This window comes from Pantoea sp. X-Soil-TKNS-1280 (genome assembly GCF_059730475.1).
Map to the genome: position 1 here is coordinate 339,931 of NZ_AP035963.1, position 20,054 is coordinate 359,984.

A 20,054-nucleotide genomic window follows, 5' to 3' on the forward strand; every position below is an offset into this window, starting at 1 on the left:
TCCCGTCAGAAGTTAAGCTGCATGGATACCTGAACCATACGCGGCTCGCCCAGCTGGGCGCTGGCGTAACCCGAACCGCTGTAACCGTTGAGTCCACCCGGTACGATATTGGTCCAGTAGTGGCGATTCGTCAGGTTGGTCACATCCAGGCGGAAGGTGGTGGCGGTGTTGAACAGTTGGGTTTTCCATGCTGTTCCTGCGTCCAGCGTGGTATAACCGCTCACCCAGCCATTGTTCTGGTTATCGGTGCTGCGCCGACCCACATAATGCAGGCCGCCGTGGATATCCGTGCCACTCAGCATCGGCAGATCATAGGCAGCAAACAGGCTGGCGACGTAGCGCGACAAACCAACGATTTGCTTATCCTCGGTCTGTTTGCTGGCGGTTTTTAACAAACGCGGATCCAGCCACGTCATGCCACCGTAAATATGTAAGCGATCAGTGACATCGCCATCAGCCATCAACTCAATACCCCGGTTACGCTGTTCGCCATCGATGGCATAGTCGCCACTGGCATTGGTATAGGCGTAAGGGCGCTTGATCTGAAACACCGCGGCGGTGAGGAGAAGTTTGTTATTAATCGCCAGTTTGCTGCCCATCTCCACCTGACGGCTGCGGTAAGGCGCGAGGATGTTCCCGGCGTTATTCGATCCGGTTGGTGCGGTATCCCCCTGTTGCAGGCTATCCGCGTAACTGACATACAGCGTCAGCGGGTCAACCGGCTTGTACATCAAACTGGCAGAACCGCTAAAGCCACTGTTCGACGATTCGCTGGTACGGCTGCCTGCTTTGTTGTAGTTGGACGAACTGAGCAAACTTTCGCTTCCTGCCAGCAACAGGCTCCATTGGGGTGAAAACGACAGGTTATCGCTCAACAGGAAGGCGTGTTGGGTGGCAGTCGCCGAATGGTAGCGATCGGTGAAATCCGGGTAATCAGGTTCAGCAAAGGCCTGCGGATTATCCAGCGAGGCACTGCCCAACGTTGAAGTCCCCCCCGCTATCGGGTTCATATTTTTCCAGACAAAACCGCGCAGGCCGGTGGAAATCTGGTGATGAATCCAGCCGGTATCCACTTCACCATTCAGATTCGCCATGTAGCTGTTGATGGTAAAACGACTGGCGGTGGCCGAAGACGTGGTGGTGGTGTAATGGCCTTTATTGTCGGTAAAGGTATTAGTGACCGCCGTTGACTCACGATCGGCGATTTGTCGTAACACCCCCACTTCGCCCTGCCAGTTGCCGTCAAAATCGTGCTTGAGATGCACGCCTGCGGTCAGCGTATGGTTGTTATCACCAGCATAGGACTGGCCCAGATGCGCAGTTTTCGGATCAGGCGCGGCGGGGAATGTCAGGCCACTGCCCAGCGCAAATTTACCCGGCAAGCCTTTGTCATAGAAATGGTAATAGCTAAAGTTGGTTTCCAGCACCGTCTTATCGGTAAGGTTAGCATCCAACGCCAGACTCACTAACTGACGACGTTTCTTACTGCCTTTTACGTAACCATTACCTTCATCATCCAGCATATTCAGGCGGTAGCGCAGCCGGTCGTTGTCATCCAGCGGACCGCTAAAATCACCAGACAGCAGATGGCTGAGCCCGGTTCCGCCCCCGACCGTAATGCTATGCTGCGGCGTATCGGTTGGACGCTTGCTGACAAAATTGAATAAGCCAGCCGGGTTGGCAGGGCCATAAAGCGAACCGGCCAGCCCATTCAACACTTCCAGATGATCAAACTGTTCCGCGGCGTAATCGGTGGTTGAGACCACATTCAACCCATCGATCATGCTGTTTTGTACCACGCTGCCCTGCATACCCCGCGTCTGTGGACGCGCGCCATCCCCCTGTACCGAGGGCATATAGCGATAGATATCGGTGATGCTTTTCAGTTGCTGCCGCTTCATCAATTGCGGAGAAACTGTCTCAACCGACCACGGGGTATTACGTATTTCCTGGCTGCCTAAATTACCCAAAGTGGCTTTTTTATCGACAGATGAAGGGGTTTGATTGGGTGCTGCGGTGACGGTTAGAGCAGGTTGCTCTGTGGTGTTTTCTGCCGCACTGGCATTAATCGCTATCAGTACGCTTAAGCTTATTAAACTGATAACCGGGGTGTTACGCGAATTAATTTTCATTTCCTGGCCATTGCTTTACTGAATAAAAAAGATTGATTTATGGTATTGTTTTGTAAGGTTATTATTATCGTTATGTAAATTATTATATATCGTTAATTTTTAAAAGAGCAATCGTATATTTAGTCATGGCACATATCGCTATATAATCCTGTGCATATCGATATCAGGAGCCATTATGAACCGCCCTTTTTCCCGCTTTGCCTTAGCCAGCGTTTTACTGCTTACCTCACTGCACAGCTTTGCCAGCCGGGTGGTCACCGATCAGATCGGTCGCCAGGTCACCATTCCCGACAAGGTGGACCGTGTCGTGGTGCTGCAACATCAAACCCTGAATTTGCTGGTGCAACTGAACGCCACCGACAAAATCGTCGGCATCCTGGCCAACTGGAAGCAACAGTTGGGTGACGGTTACGCCACGCTGGTGCCGGAACTCAATCACAAAGCGATGCTTGGCGATCTTACCCATGTGGATGTGGAAAGCCTGGTGGCGCTCCATCCGCAGGTGGTGTTTGTGACCAACTACGCCCCCAAAGAGATGATCGATAAAATTTCCGCCCTCGGCATTCCGGTGATCGCTATCTCTTTGCGGCATGACGACGCCGGTCAGCAGGGCAAAATCAATCCCTCCATGCAGGATGAAGAACGGGCCTATAATCTGGGAATTAAGGAAGGCATCACGCTCATTGGTGAGGTGGTGAATAAGCAGCAACAGGCGAAAGCGCTGATTAATGCTGCCTTTGCAGGTCGCCAGTTGGTAACCGACCGTTTGCAGTCTGTTCCGGCACAGCAACGCGTGCGTGCCTATATGGCAAACCCGGACCTCACCACTTATGGTTCCGGCAAATATACCGGATTGATGATGGCCCACGCGGGGGCGCTCAATGTAGCTGCATCGACTATCCAGGGCTTTAAACAGGTGAGCATGGAGCAGGTGATTGCCTGGGATCCGCAGGTGATTTTTGTCCAGGATCGCTACCCGCAGGTGGTGGATGAAATTACCCATAACCCGCAGTGGCAAACCATCGATGCGGTGAAAAATCATCGTGTATGGTTAATGCCGGAATATGCCAAAGCCTGGGGCTATCCGATGCCTGAAGCCATTGGGCTGGGAGAGTTGTGGATGGCGAAGAAACTCTATCCGGAAAAATTCCGCGATATTGATATGCAGAAACAGGCTGACCAATGGTATCAACAATTTTACCGGACGCATTATCATGACAACGCCGCTGCACATCCTGGCAGCCGGTAGCCTGAAACCGGTATGGCCAGCTTTAATGGCAGAATTTGGGTTGACTGTCGAGACGGATTTTGGCCCGGCTGGCCTGCTGCGCGAGCGGATTGTGGCGGGGGTTCACTGTGATTTGTTTGCCTCAGCGAATCTCGGCCACGCTGAAGATTTATTCCAGCGCGGACTGGCACTGAAAACTGGCCGCTTTGCGGCCAATGCGCTTTGCCTGACCGTGAAACGTGACCGCGTCACCGAACAGGATGACTGGCTTTCGTTACTGGCACGCCCCGATCTGACGCTCGCCACCTCGACACCGCACAGTGATCCCTCCGGTGACTATACCTGGCAACTGTTCGCCAACATTGAACAACATCATTCTGGATTAGGTCAGCAGATTCAGACTAAAGCCCGCTGCCTGGTCGGCGGAACAGACAGCCTGACCATCCCGCCGGGTGAGCTTGCCGCCAGCTGGCTTTTGACCCGGAATCACGCCGATATGTTTATTGGCTATGCCAGTTACGCCCCTCGCCTGACATCCTTTCCGACACTCCAGGTATTTAGCATCCCGGCACCCTATAACGTTCGGGCTGAATATGCCTGGGCGTTGTGTCAACCACAGGCATTGGTGCTGGCCGATTTCCTGCAGTCCCCGGCAGCGCAGCAGATTCTCAGGCAATACGGATTTTTAGCGGTAATGGATTGATCTCGCGCAGGGAATCACGTCAGTCAGCGCGAAATTATTTTATGGTGGCAACACGAAAATTGTGGGAATTGGCAAAAACATGATCCAGATCACATTTAACATATTGATGGCAGAGTCGGGATAAAACCCGGAAAACGGCAAAACCTGAACAAAATAACGCCACATCGGCCTTCCTCCCGGCGATTCCTTCCCTTTTCCGCATAAGAAATATTTAATAATTAATCGCGAATTGATCACAGAGTAAGAACATCATTTTTGATTGCGAAACAATTTGTCATATTTAACGGGGTGAGTGGTTTTTTAATTCTGGCAGGATACGCCGCACTTAGCGCCTCCTCCTGGTCTTATTACTGTCATGCCGTGGTTTTCAAAAAACGCCGTTTTTTTTGCTGTTAAAACCTGTCTGGCCGCCTTTCTGGCATTATATTTCGCACTGGAACTGAACCTGGATAAACCTGCCTGGGCATTGACCACGGTATTTGTTTCCTCACAGCTTTATTCAGCCTCCACCATCTCCAAATCGGTGTTCCGCCTGATGGGCACCTTGTTGGGTGGCGTGTTTATCTTTTTTATCTTTCCGCTGACAGTGGAGCATCCGCTGCTGTTTAGCCTGTGCGTGTCGCTCTGGGTCAGCGTCTGTTTGTATTTGTCGCTGCACGATCGCACGCCGAAAAGTTATGTCTTTATGCTGGCCGGTTACAGCGCGGCGATCATGGGGTTCCCGGAAGTCACCACCCCACTGGCGATCACCAATACGGTGTTATCTCGCATTGAAGAGATCACTCTAGGCATCGTGTGCAGCAGCCTGGTACATGGCCTGTTGTTTCCGGTCTCCATGCGCAGCCTGCTGGAGCAGAGTGTCAGCCAGTGGTACCTCAATGGACGCAAGCTATGTAGCGACCTGCTTTCCGGTATCCCGACGGATAAATCCCCTGAGCGTGATGACATTCTGATCCGCATGGCGACCAATCCGCAGCAGGTAGAAATTCTTATCACCCACTGCGTGTACGAGGGGGATGCGGCGCGTCGATTGATTCGTCTGGTCAGCGTGCAGTACCAGCATCTGTCTTATCTGATCCCAACGCTTATCGCGATTGAAATTCGCCTGCAAAAATTGTCAGCATTGCAAATCACTTTCCCGGAAAATGTGGCACAAACCTTCCGTCAGTTCCTGCTGTGGTTACATGACGGTGAGGCGGTGGGTGAAACCAGCGATATTCAACAGGCTTTGGCAACCTGTCAGAAGGAACTTAACGAAACCTGGCGTCTGGGCGAGTTGCCTACCGAATCCCACCTGTTACTTATCGGTGTACTGGAGCGTCTGACGGACTTTGTGCGCATCGCCGGAGCCTATCAAAGCGTAGGTGGGCTGGTGAGCGATCTTTCCGGTGATACCACCCTGGCGCGCGGCAAACGTACCCACCGCTTTTTTGACAAGGGGCTTATCCGCCTATCCGCCCTAACCGCCTTTTGTGCCACCTTTGGATCCTGTCTGGTGTGGATGGCGACGGGCTGGCGCGACGGCGCATCCGCCCCGGTGATGGCGGCCATTCTGAGTTCGTTTTTTGCCAGCCTCGATACGCCGCTCACTTCGATGAAGCTATTTGTGCGGGGAGTTATCGTCGCCATCTTTATCAGTGTGATTTACGTGGCTATCCTGCTGCCGCAGGCGACATCTTTTGAGGCGCTGATGATTTGCCTGGCTCCGGGTCTGGTATTACTCGGCTTGATGATTGCCCGCCCCACCACCAACATGATTGGCCTGAGTGTCGCCATTCAGATTCCGGGTTTTATTGGCCTGGGCCACCATCTGCGACCTGACCTTGTTGCCCTGACCAATACTGCCATTTCTTCAATGACCGGCGTGTTATTTGCAGTCATCCTTACCGCTATTCTGCGCAATAAAAAACCGTCCTGGACTGCCCGCCGTGCAGTGCGTATTGGTCTGCGCGAACTGTTACGGTTTATTAAAGAGACGGAGCGTAACGGTTCATCGTTACTGGGACGCCAACGTTTTATCGGCCTGATGCTGGATAAGCTGAATGTGGTGCTACCGCGTCTGCGCCTTGATCCGCAACCTGATATGACCTCGGCGGGTATGCTGCTGAATGAGGTCTGGCTGGGGGTGAACAGCTTTGACTACTATGCACGTCATAAAGATTTGCTGGCGAAATATCATCTCGATAGCGGGCAAATGTTTCACGAGCTGGGTTTGTTTCTGAAGCGACGTCTTAAATCGTTGCAGACCACCCCCCATCCTGATTTGCTGGATGAAATCGATACCTTGCTGCTGATGCTGGAACGTCTGGCGATGTGGGACGAGAGCCTGCTAACCCCAATGTTCCATCTTGCCAGCGTGCGGCTGTATTTGTTTCCACAGCATGCCTGGCCGGTGATGAATGCGCGTCAGGCTGAATTGATGCAACAAAAGATGTACCGTTTGCCGCTGCGATAGCTGTCCCACTCGTTTTTTCGATCATTGGAAGGTCAGAGATACTTCATATCCTTTGCATGGCGCAGAACGTCCAGCACCAACGTGATCCCACGACTGACTATTCGATCATGGCGCATCACGGTACCCAGACTGCGCTGCAATGCAGGCTGCGGTGCAAAGATGCTCAATCCCACCCGGTCTTCCTCCTGCGCCAGCGCCATCGCGGGCACCAGGCTGTAGCCCAATCCGGCACGCACCATACGTTTGATGGCTTCAATACTTCCCAGCTCCATCACTGGCGTGGGGCGCAGACCCGCCTCGCGAAACCAGGCATCAATAACCGCTCGGGTACCACTACCCGGTTCAAACACGATCAACGGCAGCGACGCCAGTTCCGCTGGCGTTGCTACCGGCGCTAATGTCTCCCTGGACACAATCAGCCTGAAATCTTCTTCATATAACGGGCTGACATGCACGCTTTGGCTACTTACCGGCAACGTGACCAGGCCGATATCCACCTGATTCTCTTCTACCGCGCGTATAATGGCGGCGGTGTTGCCGGTCCTCACATCCACTTTCAGCTGTGGATGCTGCTGGCGTAATTGTTGCAGCAATGGGGGTAATAAATGGATACAGGCGGTCGCGCCCGTGCCAATGATCACTGTACCGCTGATCTCATCAGCATGTTGGGTGACGGCGGCCCGTGCCGTGGCAATCACGCTGGCAATATATTCGCTGTGCTCCAGCAGCGCCTGCCCTGCTGCGGTGGCCCTGACCCCGCGCCCGGTACGCTCAATCAGGCGTGTTTGCAATGATTGCTCCAGCTGACGGATTTGCAGGCTGACAGCCGGTTGCGACAGGCCCAGCGCATCTGCCGCGCCGGAAAAGCTGCCCCGGCTGATAACCAGGCGGAAGGTATCCAGGTGATCGAGATTGAGACTGGCCATCTCTAAAAATTCCTTATAGCGTGGATAAGCGCGACGGGCTGCCGCGGATTCAGGCAACAGGTTAGCCTGAATGCAGATAACAAACGAGAGTCGTACCATGGAAATTTTGCTGGCAGAAGAACAACATATCCCCGCAATCCAACAGATTTATGCGCACCACGTGTTATACGGCTGCGCGACCTTTGAAACCGAACCGCCTGATGAAGCCACCCTGCTGGCTCGCCTGCAAAAAATTAACGCCGCCGGGCTGCCGTGGTTTGTGGCAATCGAAGACGGTGTGGTGCTGGGCTATTGCTACCTGTCGCGCTGGCGCGAACGTTTTGCCTATCGCTTTAGCCTCGAAGATTCGGTGTATATCGACCAGCGATATACCGGACGCGGTATCGGCAGAAAATTGCTGGCGCAGGCGTTGTTATGGGCCGAACAGCACGGATATCGTCAGATGATAGGTGTGGTAGGCAACAGTGAAAACGATGCCTCCATCGCCCTGCACCGTTCAGCCGGTTTTACCGTTACCGGCACGCTACGCTCAGTGGGATTCAAACACGGCCGCTGGCTGGATACGGTGATTATGCAGCGTGAATTAGGTACCGGAGACCGTACCCTGCCCTGAACAATAGCGGGTAAACAGCTCTACCAATGCAATCACCTGGTCATCCAGCGGGATCAGTTCCTTTTTCACAATCAGATGCATCGGCGTACTGCGCCGACCACCGTGATTAAGCGGTAACGGTTGCAGCACCCCCTGCCGGAGTGCCTCATCGATGCGCTCCTGCGGTAACCAGCCGTATCCCACCTGGTGCATCACCGCTTCAACCGCCGTATCTACCGTCGAGAAAAACCATTGTTCTGATTGCCCCACCGAGGCATTCGGTGCCTGCGAGCGCGAAGTACCGATGCGGATTTGCGGATAGCGTGACAGGTCATATTCCGTCAGCGGCTGCGCTAAGCTCAGTAGCGGATGGTCGCGATGGATAACCGCGAGAAAATCAACATTCATCAGCCATTGCCCGCGTCCGGAGACGTCTTCGCGGCGCGTCATCACCATCACATCGGCGTCAGGCACCGCCGGATGCAGCGGATCGTCATATTCCAGCACCTCGGTCAGTTGAATTTGCGTCGCCGGGTATTGTTGCTGGAACTGCTGCAACACGCGAAATAGCGTCTGGCGGGGAAAAATATTGTCAACCACCAGTTCCAGCTGGGTACGCACCCCATCATGCAAGCTGGCCGCGCGCGACTCCAAAACATGGAAGGCATTCAGCAATGGACGCACCTGCGCCAGCAGGGTTTCCCCCGGAGGGGTCAGCAGCGCACGCCTGCCTTCAATACGCAGCAATGAAATCCCAATGCGTTGCTGTAGCAACGAGAGATTGTAGCTGACGGATGACTGGCTGCGATTCATGGCTTCCGCCGCCTGATTATATCCGCCCAGTTCAACGACTTTATCGAGGATAGCCCATTGTTCCAGCGTGGTCTTAAACATGAATACATCCAATATTTAGATTAAAACTATCCAAAATTAGCGTTATTCATTCATTTTTTACAGAGGTATTGTGAGTTCATCAACTGAAGGAGATGAAAAATGAGCACCTTTGATAAACAAGATTTGAGCGGTTTTATTGGTAAACACCTGGTCTACACCTACGACAATGGCTGGAATTACGAGATCTACGTGAAAAATGCCACCACCCTCGACTACCGTATTCACAGTGGTCTGGTGGGAAATCGCTGGGTGAAAGATCAGCAGGCTTACATCGTGCGGGTCGCCGACGCGGTGTATAAAATTTCCTGGACCGAACCGACCGGCACCGACGTCAGCCTGATCGCCAACCTCGCTGACCTTGTCTTTCACGGCACCATTTTCTTCCCGCAGTGGGTGATGCTGAATCCGGAAAAAACCGTCTGCTTCCAGAATGAACATCTGAGTGAAATGGCGGCGTATCGTGAACAGGGCCCCACTTATCCGACCACCGTGATTGATGAATTTGCCACCATTACCTTTGTGCGCGACTGCGGTCCCGATGATGAGAGCGTGATTGCCTGTGCGGCGAGCGAACTGCCCGCCGACTTCCCGGCTAATCTGCGCTAATCCAGCCAGGCAGCGCTATGGAAATCGATTTCCCAGCGCAATACCTCCGCATACAGCTTTGACAGCCGCTGCCGTTCGCTTTCCGGCAGCGTGGCTGTGCAGGCATCCAGTTCGGCTTTCAGCCAGCTCGCCTGTTGATAAAATGCCTCCTCGGCATGCAACTCCACCCAGCGGCGCACATCTGCATCGCTTTGGGTTTGCTGGACCACCCGTGCGCACCAGTGGTAGTACATCCATTCGGCACCAAACATGATGGTGATGATGTCGGCATAGCTGCCCTGCTGCGCCGTGTGCAACATGCCCTGATCGAAACGTTGTACCCCCGGCAGATCGCCCGGAACACTGGCCGGATCAATATTGCGCCGCGCATAAACCTCTTCAAACCAGGCAATCTGCGTATCAACCAGCGCATTCAACACTGTAATCAGCCAGCGCTGCTGGCGGATGCCGGGCGCTTTGCTGATGCCCAGCGCAAAGATGGCGATAGCGGTGGCAACAAAGTTGCCTTCAAACACCAGATACCGATTGAATACCGCCTCATCGAGCTGATCCTGTTCAATATCCAGCACGAAACGATGTTGTTGCATTTCCTGCCAGAGTGCCTGATGTTCCTGTAACAGACGATCGGTGAATGACATCACTCTTCCTCCAGCACGGCTTTAGCCACGTTCATAAAATGTTTCACGCGCGCCAGTTCCACTTCATTCCACCAGACACCATCACGTTTCAGCGCGCTGGCCACAATTACGCCCTGAGTGCGACCGAGAATTTCGCAGACGTTACCCGGCGTAACACCCGATCCCACCAGCAACGGCAACGAGGTGGCACTGCGGATTTCATCGATTTCGCTTAACGTGGCGCTATCGCCGGTGCGCTGCCCGGTGGCAATCACCGCATCTGCTTCAAAGAACTCCACGTCACGGGTGAGCTCAGGAATGGAACGATCGGCGACAATCGCATGGCTGCCGTGCTTCACATGGCTGTCGGCAAACACCCGGATATGCTCAGCGCGTAGCTGGCTGCGATAACGCAACGCTTTGGCCGCTGCCCCCTCAATCAAACCTTCATTCGCCACATAGGCATTGGCCCATTGATTGACCCGGATAAAATCCGCGCCACCGGCCAGCGCCGTTGCCAGTGCCGGGATCGCCGCATTCGCCAGCACGTTAATTCCCAGTGGTACACCAAAACGGCTGCGAATTTTTTCGGTGATCACCGCCATAAATGCGGCTGTCTCCGGGCCGATATCCTCCGGTTTCGAAAACGGAATATCGCCATGATTCTCAACAATCAAACCATGCACCCCGCCTGCCAGATAATTTTCCGCATCCCGCAGTGCGCGATCGATAATATCGGAAACAGGCGCACCACGATATTTTGGCGAACCAGGAAAGGCATCGCAATGAATAACCCCTATCACCGCTTTTGAGCGTGAAAATATTTCTTGAATTGCATCACTCTTTTCTGATGAGATAACTGCCATCTTAATCACCTTTTCGAGAAAACCATGCATATCTATGTATGCGGTAATATTACCGTTGATGAATTCTGGCAGGTTGATCATTTTCCTGCCGAGGGTGAATCCGCCCTGGGAAATAAAGTCCATAGTGATGTAGGTGGCAAAGGATCCAACCAGGCGATGGTATTATCCCGCTGCGGCATTGCCACCACATTAATTACTGCCACCGGCGCAGATTCACAGGGCGAATGGTTACGCCAGCGCGCCAGTGATGAAAGATTGACGCTGCTACCTTCCGTGGCCACCGTTACCTTTAGTGACAACTCGGTTATTTTCACCACGGCTGATGGCGACAATGCCATTATGACCAGCAATACCGCCGCAAATAGTCTCACCCCGGAAAGCGTTAGCGCACATTTAACAGCGGCGCAACCGGGAGATATTTTTTTACAGCAGGGAAATCTCTCCCCGCAAACCACTCTGGCATTGTTCCAGCAGGCTAAATCCCGGGGCATGACCACGGTATTTAACCCTTCCCCGGTGAATCCGGATTTTGCCCACTGCTGGCCCTGGGTAGACATCGCGGTCGTCAATCAGGGAGAAGCGGCCTTACTGATCCCGATGCTGCCACCGCACGGCAGCCTGATCACCACCCTGGGCGCTGCCGGTGCGCAATTACAGCGTGACCAGCAGAGCTGGCAGGTCGCCGCCGTCAAAGCCGAGGTTGTCGATACCACCGGCGCGGGTGATACCTTCCTTGCCGTGATGCTGGCCTCCAGCCTGCTGCGTCAGACCCTGCCGGACGCGCTGGCATTGCGTCATGCCACTGCGGCCGCAGCCATCACCGTCAGCCGCCGGGGGACCTGGGGCGCTTTCCCTACTCGCGCAGAACTGCAAACCATTTTGACCTGCACAAATCCGTCGTAGCGGCGCGATTTATCGCGCTCTTTTCAGACATTTGCATGTTCTGCCAGACCCGCGCGATTAATCGCGCCGCTACGGAATGTGCCTTAGCTGAACGGCATTGCGCGATGTGCGCCTTAATATTTATTTGAACATGGCGCGATAGCTGCCTACGTTCTCTTTGGTCACCACCGTCGCCGGTACCTGGATGTGTTTCTGCACCGTTTTACCGGCGCTGATGGCATTCAGGGCTTTGACGGCTTCTTCACCCATTTTTTCCGGGTCCTGTTGCAGTACCGCCACCACATAACCCTGATCGATACCGCTGATGGCGCGGGCAGTCAGGTCCCAGCCAAACACCTTGATATCCTTCTGACGTCCCTGGTTTTCCACCGCCGCAATCGCGCCGAGCAGTGCCGGTTCACCGGTGGCATAAATCGCGGTCATGTCCGGGTTGCCGGTAATCAGGTTTTCCGCCGCCGTCATCGCGTCATCCTGGATGTTGCGGCCATCAACCACATCGGCCACGCTGATGTTTTTATTGCTTTTGATGGTGTCTTCAAAGCCTTTCTGGCGCTCATTCTGGATGGCAGAATTCAGCGCGCCAACAATACCGACACGCGCTTTGCCGCCCATACTTTTATCAACATAACCCAGGAAATATTTGCCGAGGATCTTGCCGCCTTCAACGTTATCTACCCCCACCTGAGCCGCTTGTGGGCCTGCGGGTAATACCGCATCGATAGCAATCACCGGAATATTTTTCGCTGCCGCTTCTTTTATTGCGGGCATGATGCCATTAACGTCAATGGCATCCACCATAATGCCTTTCACGCCCTGTTCAATATAGTTTTCAATCGCATCATTTTGTGAAACAGGATTATCGTTAGCGTTAAAGATAACGAGATTTTTACCGCTGGCTTTTGCCGCTTCCTGCGCGCCTTTATTCATCTGATTAAAAAATAATGCCTGCTGATTTATCTGCACCAAAGCATAATCAGCCGAAGCCGCCATAACGGAAGTCGTCATTATCGAAGAGAGAAGTACAACACAGGAAAGAACGCTTTTCTTGCTGGTGTTAAATAACATCATCGTTGCCCTCATCAAAAAGTGTCTGCACCCTGGTGGGTAAGTTTTTTGCGGGACAAATATCTGTAACAGCAAACATAATGTCTGCTGCCTGCATTGGCGGCCTTTATTACTTTTCCGTCACGAACTCCGTTCGGTGGCTGGATGAAAAGCGCTAAAGGAAAAACGGCATCGGATAAACTGGGTATTAACATTCGCCGAACGCAATAGAATGTCAAGCGAATATTTTAAGTGCAGCCGCAGTAAAAAGTCTGTCGCTGGCAGGGAAAAATGTGTTAATGCTGTGGCCGATAAAAGGTGTGCACTCATGACAAAAAAACGCGTTTTACTTTCAGATGTGGCGCAACTGGCTGGGTTGTCAAAAGCAACCGTGTCGCGCTATCTCAATCATTCGCTGGTTCTGCCGCAGGATACCGTTACGCGTATCGAAAACGCGATCCGTCAGCTGGATTATCGCGGCAACTCGCTGGCACGCCGCTTAAGCAAAGGCGGCAGTGAAACACTCGGCCTGGTGCTGCCCGATATTACTAACCCCTTCTTTGCCGAACTGGCCGATGCCGCCGAAGAAGCCGCGTCACAGCGTGGCTACAGCCTGGTGTTATGCATCACCCGCAACAACCCGGACAAGGAATGCCAGTTTATTCGCTGGCTGGATACCTGCCAGGTGGATGGCCTGCTGTTCACCACCAACCGCCCGGATAATGGCCTGCTGCGCAAAGAGGTCCAGCGCCAACAGCGTATCGTCTTGCTGGATGAGGATATTCCCGGCAGCAACGTGCCGAAAGTATTCGCCGATAACGTCCAGGGTGGCAAACTGGCGACGGAGCAGCTGATTGCCGCCGGACATCGGCAGATTGCCTTTGTTGGCGGTCCCGATGCGTTGATGAGCGTGCGCGAACGTTACCAGGGTTTTTGCCAGGCGATGCAACAGGCCGGGCTGGCAGTGGTGCCGGAATGGGTGTTGTTTGGCAAATACGAGCGCAGTTTTGGTGCGCAGGCCCTGCACCATTTCTTTGCCAGCGAACCACGCCCGAGTGCGGTGTTCGCCGCCAGTGATTATCTGGTGCTCGGGTTACTGGATGGCCTGCGTGAACGCGGGTTACGTGCGCCGGAGGCCCTGTCACTGGTGGGATTCGATGATGCCAGCTATGCCGATTTCACCCAGCCGCGTATCTCCACCATTCGCCAGCCCGCACGGGATATGGGGCGTGCAGCGGTTGAACAGATGCTGAATCTGCTGCACGGCGATTTGCCGCTGCCGCGGGAAACCCGTTTACCGGTAGAATGGATTGCGCGCGACTCCATCAGTCCCCTGCTCAACGTGCGCTAAATTGGCGCATCGTTGCACCCTGCTGGCTCATTACGCTTAAAATCTCCGCCACCAGGTAAACCGGTTTACCTGAGTGAAAAAAATATTTCATCAAAGTAAACATCAGGTTGCACAAGGTTGCATGAGGTGATTTTTTCACCTGGCACAGTCTCTGCTATCTTTCCAGTGGCGAACAAATATCTCTGCAAGACATGCGTTGGTCAGCGACACGTATTACGCACATCGGGTAAACCGGTTTACAAGATGTAAACCCTTACTGCGTAAGGCGTCCGCTGATGCAACGTCTCCGTTTGAATAACAAGGGGAGTGTTGAGATGCAACAGCAGCAACGTGCCGCCCCGGCACGGGTTGAGATGGTCAATATCACTAAAACCTACGGCTCGATTCGCTCGCTACGTGGCGTGAATCTGGAACTGGCACCCGGTGAAGTGCTGGGGCTGGTCGGTGACAACGGTGCCGGTAAATCCACGCTGACCAAGGTGCTGTCCGGTGCCGTGGTGCCTACCAGCGGAGCAATTCGTATTGATGGCGAGGAGCAGCGTTTTACGAATCCCGCCGATGCCCGACGTTGCCATATCGAAATGGTTTATCAGGATCTGTCGCTGTGCGACACCGTGGATGTCGCGGGTAACCTGTTTATGGGCCGCGAACCGATGAAACACTGGCTGGGCGTGCCCTTCCTCGACCAGCAAAAAATGCATGCCGATGCGCGTGAAATGCTAAAGGGGCTGGGGATTTCCATTCCTGACACCCGCCTGCTGGTGCGTAATCTATCCGGTGGACAGCGCCAGGCCATTGCCATTGCCCGTGCGGCGGCGTTCGGCCCGAAAGTGCTGATTATGGATGAACCCACTGCCGCGCTGGCGGTGGCTGAGGTGGAAGCGGTGCTGGAGTTAATCAAACGCGTTAGCGCCCGTGGCGTCAGCGTAATCCTGATTACTCACCGCTTGCAGGACCTGTTCCTGGTGTGTGATCGCATCATGGTGATGTACGAAGGCACCAACGTGGCGGATCGCCGGGTGGCCGATACCAGCCTGAGCGAAATCGTCAACCTGATTGTCGGCGAGAAGTTCAGTGCGCCGTCCGCCCACGCCCATTAAGGGAACGAGTATGAGTATGGTTAACCTCTCCGGTACACGCATGATCCAGCATTCGCTGCCCAGACGCCTGCTGCATAACCATTCTGGCGTGGTCAGCATTGCGCTGTTTTTTGTCTTCTGCTGCGTGGTGTTTTCACTGATCACCAGCAACTTTCTCACCACGCCTAACTGGCTCAACATTATTCGCCAGAGCGCACCGCTGCTGATTGTGGCGACGGCAATGACGCTGGTGATCACCACCGGCGGCATTGATCTCTCAGTAGGATCGACGCTGGCGCTGGTAGGCGCTTTATCCGCCATTGCCCTCAACAGCTGGGGCTGGCCCTGGTACTGCGTGCTGATTGGTGGCCTGGCAATGGGCGCATTAGTCGGCGCGATTAACGGTTTCTTTATCGCTTACGAGGGAATTCCGGCGTTTATCGTTACCCTCGCCACCCTGGCAGTGGTACGTGGCGTGGCGTTGTTGATCACCCAGGGCTACTCGATCCCGGTGCCTGCTGATAGCCCGTTTACCTTTATGGGCCGCGCCTGGGTGATAGGTATCCCGATGCCCGCCCTGATCGGCATTGTGGTGCTGATTGTCGGGCATGTGGTGCTTAACCATATGCGTTTTGGTCGCTATGTCACTGCCATCGGTGCCAACGCCGAAGGTGCCCGCCGTAGCGGTATCAATACCAAAGCGGTGGTGATGCGCGTTTACATCATCAGCGGCATGGCCGCCGCGCTGGCTGGCATGATTATCACCGCCCGTCTCGGCAGCGGTTCATCTAATCAGGGCGAAGGTTTTGAGTTGCAGGTTATCGCTGCTGTGGTGCTTGGCAGTACCAGCCTGTTCGGTGGTTTTGGCACGGTGATCGGCACGTTATTGGGTGCGCTTTCCATCGCCATTATCCAGAACGGTTTGATCCTGTCGCATATCTCACCGTTCTACACGCAAATCGCCACTGGCGCGATCATCCTCCTCGCCATCTGGATCAACACCCGTATTCTCAACCCGGCACGCGCCTCTGCCAAAGGATAGCTGATGAAAGGTTCTCTTTTTCGTCATCCCGAACCGCTGCCGCTTGGCGTGCAGAGCGGTTATGTGATGACGGTCCTCGGCCCACTGCCGCTGGACCAGATGGGTGTCACGCTGATGCATGAACACATTTTGCTGGATGCCTCGGGCAAATGGGTGCCGCCCTGTTGTTGCAGTGAGCGTCATATCGCCGAGATGCCGGTACGTATCGAAAATCTCGGTGAGCTGTCGCTCAATCCGCTGATGAGCCGTGATAACTGCCAGCTGTTTGACGTTGATGTGGCGATTGAAGAGTTGATGAAGTACCGCGCGCTGGGCGGAGAAACGGTGGTTGATCCCACCAATATCGGTATTGGCCGCGACCCTAAAGCGTTGCAACGTATCGCCCGTCTCACCGGCCTGAACATCATCATGGGCACCGGTTTGTATCTGCAACCGTCGCACCCGGAGTGGGTAAAAACCACCAGCGTGGAACAGCTGACGGAAAAACTGATTTATGACCTCGGTGGACTGGCGGAAAAACCTGAGGTGCTGGCCGGGTTGATTGGTGAGATTGGCGTATCCAGCCGTTTCACCGCCGATGAAGAGAAGTCACTGCGGGCGGCGGGACGCGCCAGTGCGGCCACCGGGGTGCCGATTGAGGTTCATCTGCCTGGCTGGGAACGTCTTGGCCACAAGGTGCTGGATATTCTGGCCCAGGAAGGTGCCGATCTGCGGCATACCGTGTTGTGCCATATGAACCCCAGCCATGCGGATAAAAGTTATCAGCGAGAACTGGCCGATCGCGGTGCGTACCTCGAATACGACATGATCGGTATGGGTTACTACTACGCCGATGAACAGGCGCAGTCCCCCTCCGATGAAGAGAATGCTAACGCGATTTGTGCACTGATCGATGACGGCTATCTCCAGCAGATTTTGCTGTCGCAGGACGTGTTCCTTAAAACCATGCTGACGCGTTACGGCGGCCACGGTTACGGCCACATCCTGAAAAATTTCTTACCGCGCCTGCGCCGCCACGGTGTCAGCGGTGAACAGTTAGAAACGTTGATGATCGCCAACCCACAGCGGGTATTTGGCGCGTAATGGAGAAAATCATGACGAAAAAGGTTCTGCTGGTGGGTGAATCCTGGACCAGCACCTCAACACATATCAAAGGCTTCGATCAATTTGCGACCGCCACCTGGCACAACGGCGCGGTGGATTTCCTCGCGGCGTTGCAGGACAGCGCGTATCAGGTCACCCATATGCCGGTACACGAAGCCCCTGAACAGTTCCCGCTGACGCTGGCTGCATTACAGGAATGGGATGTGATCATTCTGTCGGATATTGGTGCTAACACCCTGCTGCTGCATCCCGCTACCTGGCTGAAAAGCCAGCGCACCGCTAACCGCCTGACGTTGCTGCATGATTATGTCGCACAGGGGGGTGCGCTGATGATGATTGGCGGTTACTACAGTTTCCAGGGCATCAATGGCGGCGCACGCTACCGCAACACGGCGGTTGAACAAACGCTGCCCGTACGGTGCCTCGCCTGGGATGACCGGATTGAGCGCCCTGAAGGCTGTTACCTGGAGCAAAGCCAGACGCATGGCATTCTGGAAAACCTGCCTGCGGAGATGCCGTGGTTGTTGGGCTATAACGAAGTCGAAATGCAGCCCGAGGGGGAATTGCTGGCGACCATCGCGGGCACCACACATCCGCTGCTGGCGGTACGCGAATATCAACAGGGACGCACGCTGGTGTGGACCAGCGATATGTCTGCACACTGGCTGCCACCGGAATTTGCCCAATGGCCCGGTTACCGCCAGCTGTGGATCAATTGCCTCGACTGGCTGACCGGTTCGCCCGCATGAGCACGTTAACCCGCCTGACGCAGCAATTGCTGCGTTTTAACACCATCAATCCCCCCGGTGATGAAGCTGCATGCATGGCGTGGCTGGCAGATTACCTCAGCGATGCGGGTTTCCAGGTGCAGCAGCATAGTTTTGGTGAACGGCGAACCAATTTGATTGCCACGTTACCGGGCAAGGCTAACGGCAAGCCGCTGGGTTTTACCGGACATCTGGATACGGTGCCGCTGGGCGTAGCTGACTGGCAATATGACCCTTTCGGTGCGGATATTATTGATGGCCGCCTCTATGGACGCGGCAGCAGCGATATGAAGGCAGCGATCGCCGCGTTTATCACCGCCTGCCAGCGTCACCAACCCGCAATCATGGCGGGGTGCGGCGTGGTGCTTTATCTCACTGGCGGTGAAGAAACCGGCTGCGATGGCGCACGGGCGCTGATCGGTGACATCGCACTGCCTCAGCCGGGCGCGTTAATCGTCGGCGAACCGACGGCTAACTATCCGGTGATTGGGCACAAAGGGGCGTTGTGGTTACGCTGCGAAACCCGGGGGAAAACCGCGCACGGTGCTATGCCGCATCTGGGCATTAACGCTATCTATCTGGCGGCAGAAGCGCTGGGTAAGATCCAGCACTTCTCGCCTGGCGCGTCGCATCCGTTGATGAAGCAACCCACGCTGAACGTGGGACGCATTCAGGGTGGGTTAAACATCAACTCGGTGCCCGATCGCACCACCTTTGATGTCGATATCCGCACCGCGCCAAATCTGCAACATGGCGAAATCCGCCAGCGCCTCTCAACTGCCCTCGGGGAAAACGTGTTCATCACCACGCTGGTCGATTTGCCTGCGGTGTTGAGTGCAGAAGAACATCGCTGGATGCAACAGGTGTTTCAGCTATGTCAGCCTCTTCACGCCGAGCCATTGACTGCGCGGATTGTGCCCTACTTTACCGATGCATCGCTGCTGCTACCGGCACTGGGTTCGCCGCCGTGCGTTATTCTCGGACCGGGCGAGCCGACCATGGCCCATCAGACCGATGAATATTGCCTGCTGTCGCGGCTGGTGGCAGCGGAGGATTTGTATGGAGAGATTATTTTGCAATGGATGACGGACATTGCGCGATAAATCGCGCCGCTACGCATTCATGCTGTTTTGAACCGGGTGGCATAAATGCCACCCCTGGTGATTGACCTTCAGGACGATACCGGCAGTTGTAGCGGCGCAATTTATTGCGCCTTTGGGTCGAAGCCCGGTTTCCTGAACAAATAACTGGGGATATCGCCACCAATCAGCTGTTCGCCGTAACGAACAAAACCGTTTTTTGCATACAACCGGTGAGCAGCGGTTTGGGACTGAGAACTGTCAAGAAAGATGTCCCATTGCGGATGGTGTATGGCAGCAAATGTCAGAAGCGCCTCAAGGATTTTCTGAGCAATCCCCTGACGCCGGAAGTGACCCGATACACGCATTCTTTTTATTTCATAGCGGCCAGAGGAAAGACCGACCACCGCCCCCATACCAACAATCACATTCTGCCGGGTAACGGCGACGATAAAGTGCGCATCATCCCGTTGATAATGTTCGCTAAAATTATAGAGGTCGGCATCTAAGGAGGTATCGGCAGAGCAGGAGTTGGTCTCTTTTAAGCCGGTAAAATGCAGATCAAGGATGCACGGAACATCCTCAATATTGGCTGGCCTGATAATAAAATTTTGTTCCGTTTCTGACGCAGCTCCGCTCATCGAACACTCCTCTTGTTAATTTTTT

19 protein-coding genes are annotated in these 20,054 nt (G+C 54.4%); 12 read left to right on the forward strand and 7 right to left on the reverse strand.

The window, feature by feature from the left end:
* Positions 1-5: 5 nt before the first annotated feature.
* Positions 6-2,132, reverse strand: coding sequence for a TonB-dependent receptor (locus AC6I8X_RS21515; protein WP_497841410.1), 2,127 nt, complete (start codon positions 2,130-2,132; stop codon positions 6-8).
* 175 nt (positions 2,133-2,307) lie between these two features.
* Between AC6I8X_RS21515 and AC6I8X_RS21520 the strand changes: the two genes are divergently transcribed.
* The 3 genes from AC6I8X_RS21520 to AC6I8X_RS21530 all read left to right on the forward strand — a co-directional run bounded on the left by AC6I8X_RS21520 (position 2,308) and on the right by AC6I8X_RS21530 (position 6,518).
* Positions 2,308-3,381, forward strand: coding sequence for an ABC transporter substrate-binding protein (locus tag AC6I8X_RS21520; protein ID WP_313688475.1), 1,074 nt, complete (start codon positions 2,308-2,310; stop codon positions 3,379-3,381).
* On the forward strand, positions 3,347-4,063 hold the full coding sequence (locus AC6I8X_RS21525; protein ID WP_497841411.1) for a substrate-binding domain-containing protein: 717 nt from the start codon (positions 3,347-3,349) through the stop codon (positions 4,061-4,063). The genes AC6I8X_RS21520 and AC6I8X_RS21525 overlap by 35 nt, the downstream gene beginning before the upstream one ends.
* A gap of 355 nt (positions 4,064-4,418) precedes the next feature.
* Entirely contained in the window at positions 4,419-6,518 is a 2,100-nt protein-coding gene (locus tag AC6I8X_RS21530; RefSeq protein WP_313688477.1) for an FUSC family protein, read from the forward strand.
* A gap of 32 nt (positions 6,519-6,550) precedes the next feature.
* Here AC6I8X_RS21530 and AC6I8X_RS21535 read toward each other — a convergent pair whose 3' ends face one another.
* Positions 6,551-7,444 (reverse strand): LysR family transcriptional regulator, encoded by an 894-nt coding sequence (locus AC6I8X_RS21535; RefSeq protein ID WP_497841059.1) that lies wholly within the window; start codon positions 7,442-7,444, stop codon positions 6,551-6,553.
* A gap of 97 nt (positions 7,445-7,541) precedes the next feature.
* Here AC6I8X_RS21535 and AC6I8X_RS21540 point away from each other — a divergent pair, with 97 nt between their 5' ends.
* On the forward strand, positions 7,542-8,057 hold the full coding sequence (locus AC6I8X_RS21540; protein WP_497841425.1) for a GNAT family N-acetyltransferase: 516 nt from the start codon (positions 7,542-7,544) through the stop codon (positions 8,055-8,057).
* Here AC6I8X_RS21540 and AC6I8X_RS21545 read toward each other — a convergent pair.
* Complete coding sequence (locus AC6I8X_RS21545; protein WP_497841060.1) at positions 8,028-8,930, reverse strand: LysR family transcriptional regulator; 903 nt, start codon at positions 8,928-8,930, stop codon at positions 8,028-8,030. The genes AC6I8X_RS21540 and AC6I8X_RS21545 overlap by 30 nt on opposite strands.
* Positions 8,931-9,029: 99 nt before the next feature.
* Here AC6I8X_RS21545 and AC6I8X_RS21550 point away from each other — a divergent pair, with 99 nt between their 5' ends.
* On the forward strand, positions 9,030-9,536 hold the full coding sequence (locus AC6I8X_RS21550; protein ID WP_313688483.1) for a phenolic acid decarboxylase: 507 nt from the start codon (positions 9,030-9,032) through the stop codon (positions 9,534-9,536).
* Here the strand turns inward: AC6I8X_RS21550 and AC6I8X_RS21555 are convergent.
* Complete coding sequence (locus AC6I8X_RS21555; RefSeq protein ID WP_409521786.1) at positions 9,533-10,174, reverse strand: TenA family protein; 642 nt, start codon at positions 10,172-10,174, stop codon at positions 9,533-9,535. The two genes, AC6I8X_RS21550 and AC6I8X_RS21555, sit on opposite strands and share 4 nt — an antisense overlap.
* Positions 10,174-11,019 (reverse strand): BtpA/SgcQ family protein, encoded by an 846-nt coding sequence (locus AC6I8X_RS21560; RefSeq protein WP_497841061.1) that lies wholly within the window; start codon positions 11,017-11,019, stop codon positions 10,174-10,176. The genes AC6I8X_RS21555 and AC6I8X_RS21560 overlap by 1 nt, the downstream gene beginning before the upstream one ends.
* 24 nt (positions 11,020-11,043) lie before the next feature.
* Here AC6I8X_RS21560 and AC6I8X_RS21565 point away from each other — a divergent pair, with 24 nt between their 5' ends.
* A complete protein-coding gene (locus AC6I8X_RS21565) occupies positions 11,044-11,922 on the forward strand; it encodes a PfkB family carbohydrate kinase (protein ID WP_497841062.1) in 879 nt (292 codons plus the stop codon).
* Positions 11,923-12,042: 120 nt separating this feature from the next.
* On the opposite strand, the gene AC6I8X_RS21570 is transcribed toward AC6I8X_RS21565, so the two are convergent.
* Entirely contained in the window at positions 12,043-12,927 is an 885-nt protein-coding gene (locus AC6I8X_RS21570) for an ABC transporter substrate-binding protein (protein ID WP_409521787.1), read from the reverse strand.
* 367 nt (positions 12,928-13,294) lie between these two features.
* Between AC6I8X_RS21570 and AC6I8X_RS21575 the strand changes: the two genes are divergently transcribed.
* From AC6I8X_RS21575 to AC6I8X_RS21600, 6 genes are all read left to right on the forward strand, one after another.
* The gene (locus AC6I8X_RS21575; protein ID WP_497841063.1) at positions 13,295-14,317 is read left to right on the forward strand and encodes a LacI family DNA-binding transcriptional regulator; all 1,023 of its coding nucleotides are present in this window, start codon (positions 13,295-13,297) and stop codon (positions 14,315-14,317) included.
* A 353-nt stretch (positions 14,318-14,670) separates the two neighbouring features.
* Positions 14,671-15,417, forward strand: a complete 747-nt coding sequence (locus AC6I8X_RS21580) for an ATP-binding cassette domain-containing protein (RefSeq protein WP_497841426.1) — start codon at positions 14,671-14,673, stop codon at positions 15,415-15,417.
* Between the two features lie 10 nt (positions 15,418-15,427).
* On the forward strand, positions 15,428-16,438 hold the full coding sequence (locus AC6I8X_RS21585; protein ID WP_313687241.1) for an ABC transporter permease: 1,011 nt from the start codon (positions 15,428-15,430) through the stop codon (positions 16,436-16,438).
* A 3-nt stretch (positions 16,439-16,441) separates the two neighbouring features.
* Complete coding sequence (locus tag AC6I8X_RS21590; protein ID WP_497841064.1) at positions 16,442-17,521, forward strand: phosphotriesterase family protein; 1,080 nt, start codon at positions 16,442-16,444, stop codon at positions 17,519-17,521.
* Between the two features lie 11 nt (positions 17,522-17,532).
* The gene (locus tag AC6I8X_RS21595) at positions 17,533-18,291 is read left to right on the forward strand and encodes a glutamine amidotransferase (protein ID WP_313687237.1); all 759 of its coding nucleotides are present in this window, start codon (positions 17,533-17,535) and stop codon (positions 18,289-18,291) included.
* Positions 18,288-19,412: a M20 family metallopeptidase gene (locus tag AC6I8X_RS21600; protein ID WP_497841065.1), complete on the forward strand. Its 1,125-nt coding sequence runs from the start codon at positions 18,288-18,290 to the stop codon at positions 19,410-19,412. The genes AC6I8X_RS21595 and AC6I8X_RS21600 overlap by 4 nt, the downstream gene beginning before the upstream one ends.
* 101 nt (positions 19,413-19,513) lie before the next feature.
* Here AC6I8X_RS21600 and AC6I8X_RS21605 read toward each other — a convergent pair whose 3' ends face one another.
* On the reverse strand, positions 19,514-20,029 hold the full coding sequence (locus AC6I8X_RS21605) for a GNAT family N-acetyltransferase (protein WP_497841066.1): 516 nt from the start codon (positions 20,027-20,029) through the stop codon (positions 19,514-19,516).
* Positions 20,030-20,054 lie beyond the last annotated feature (25 nt).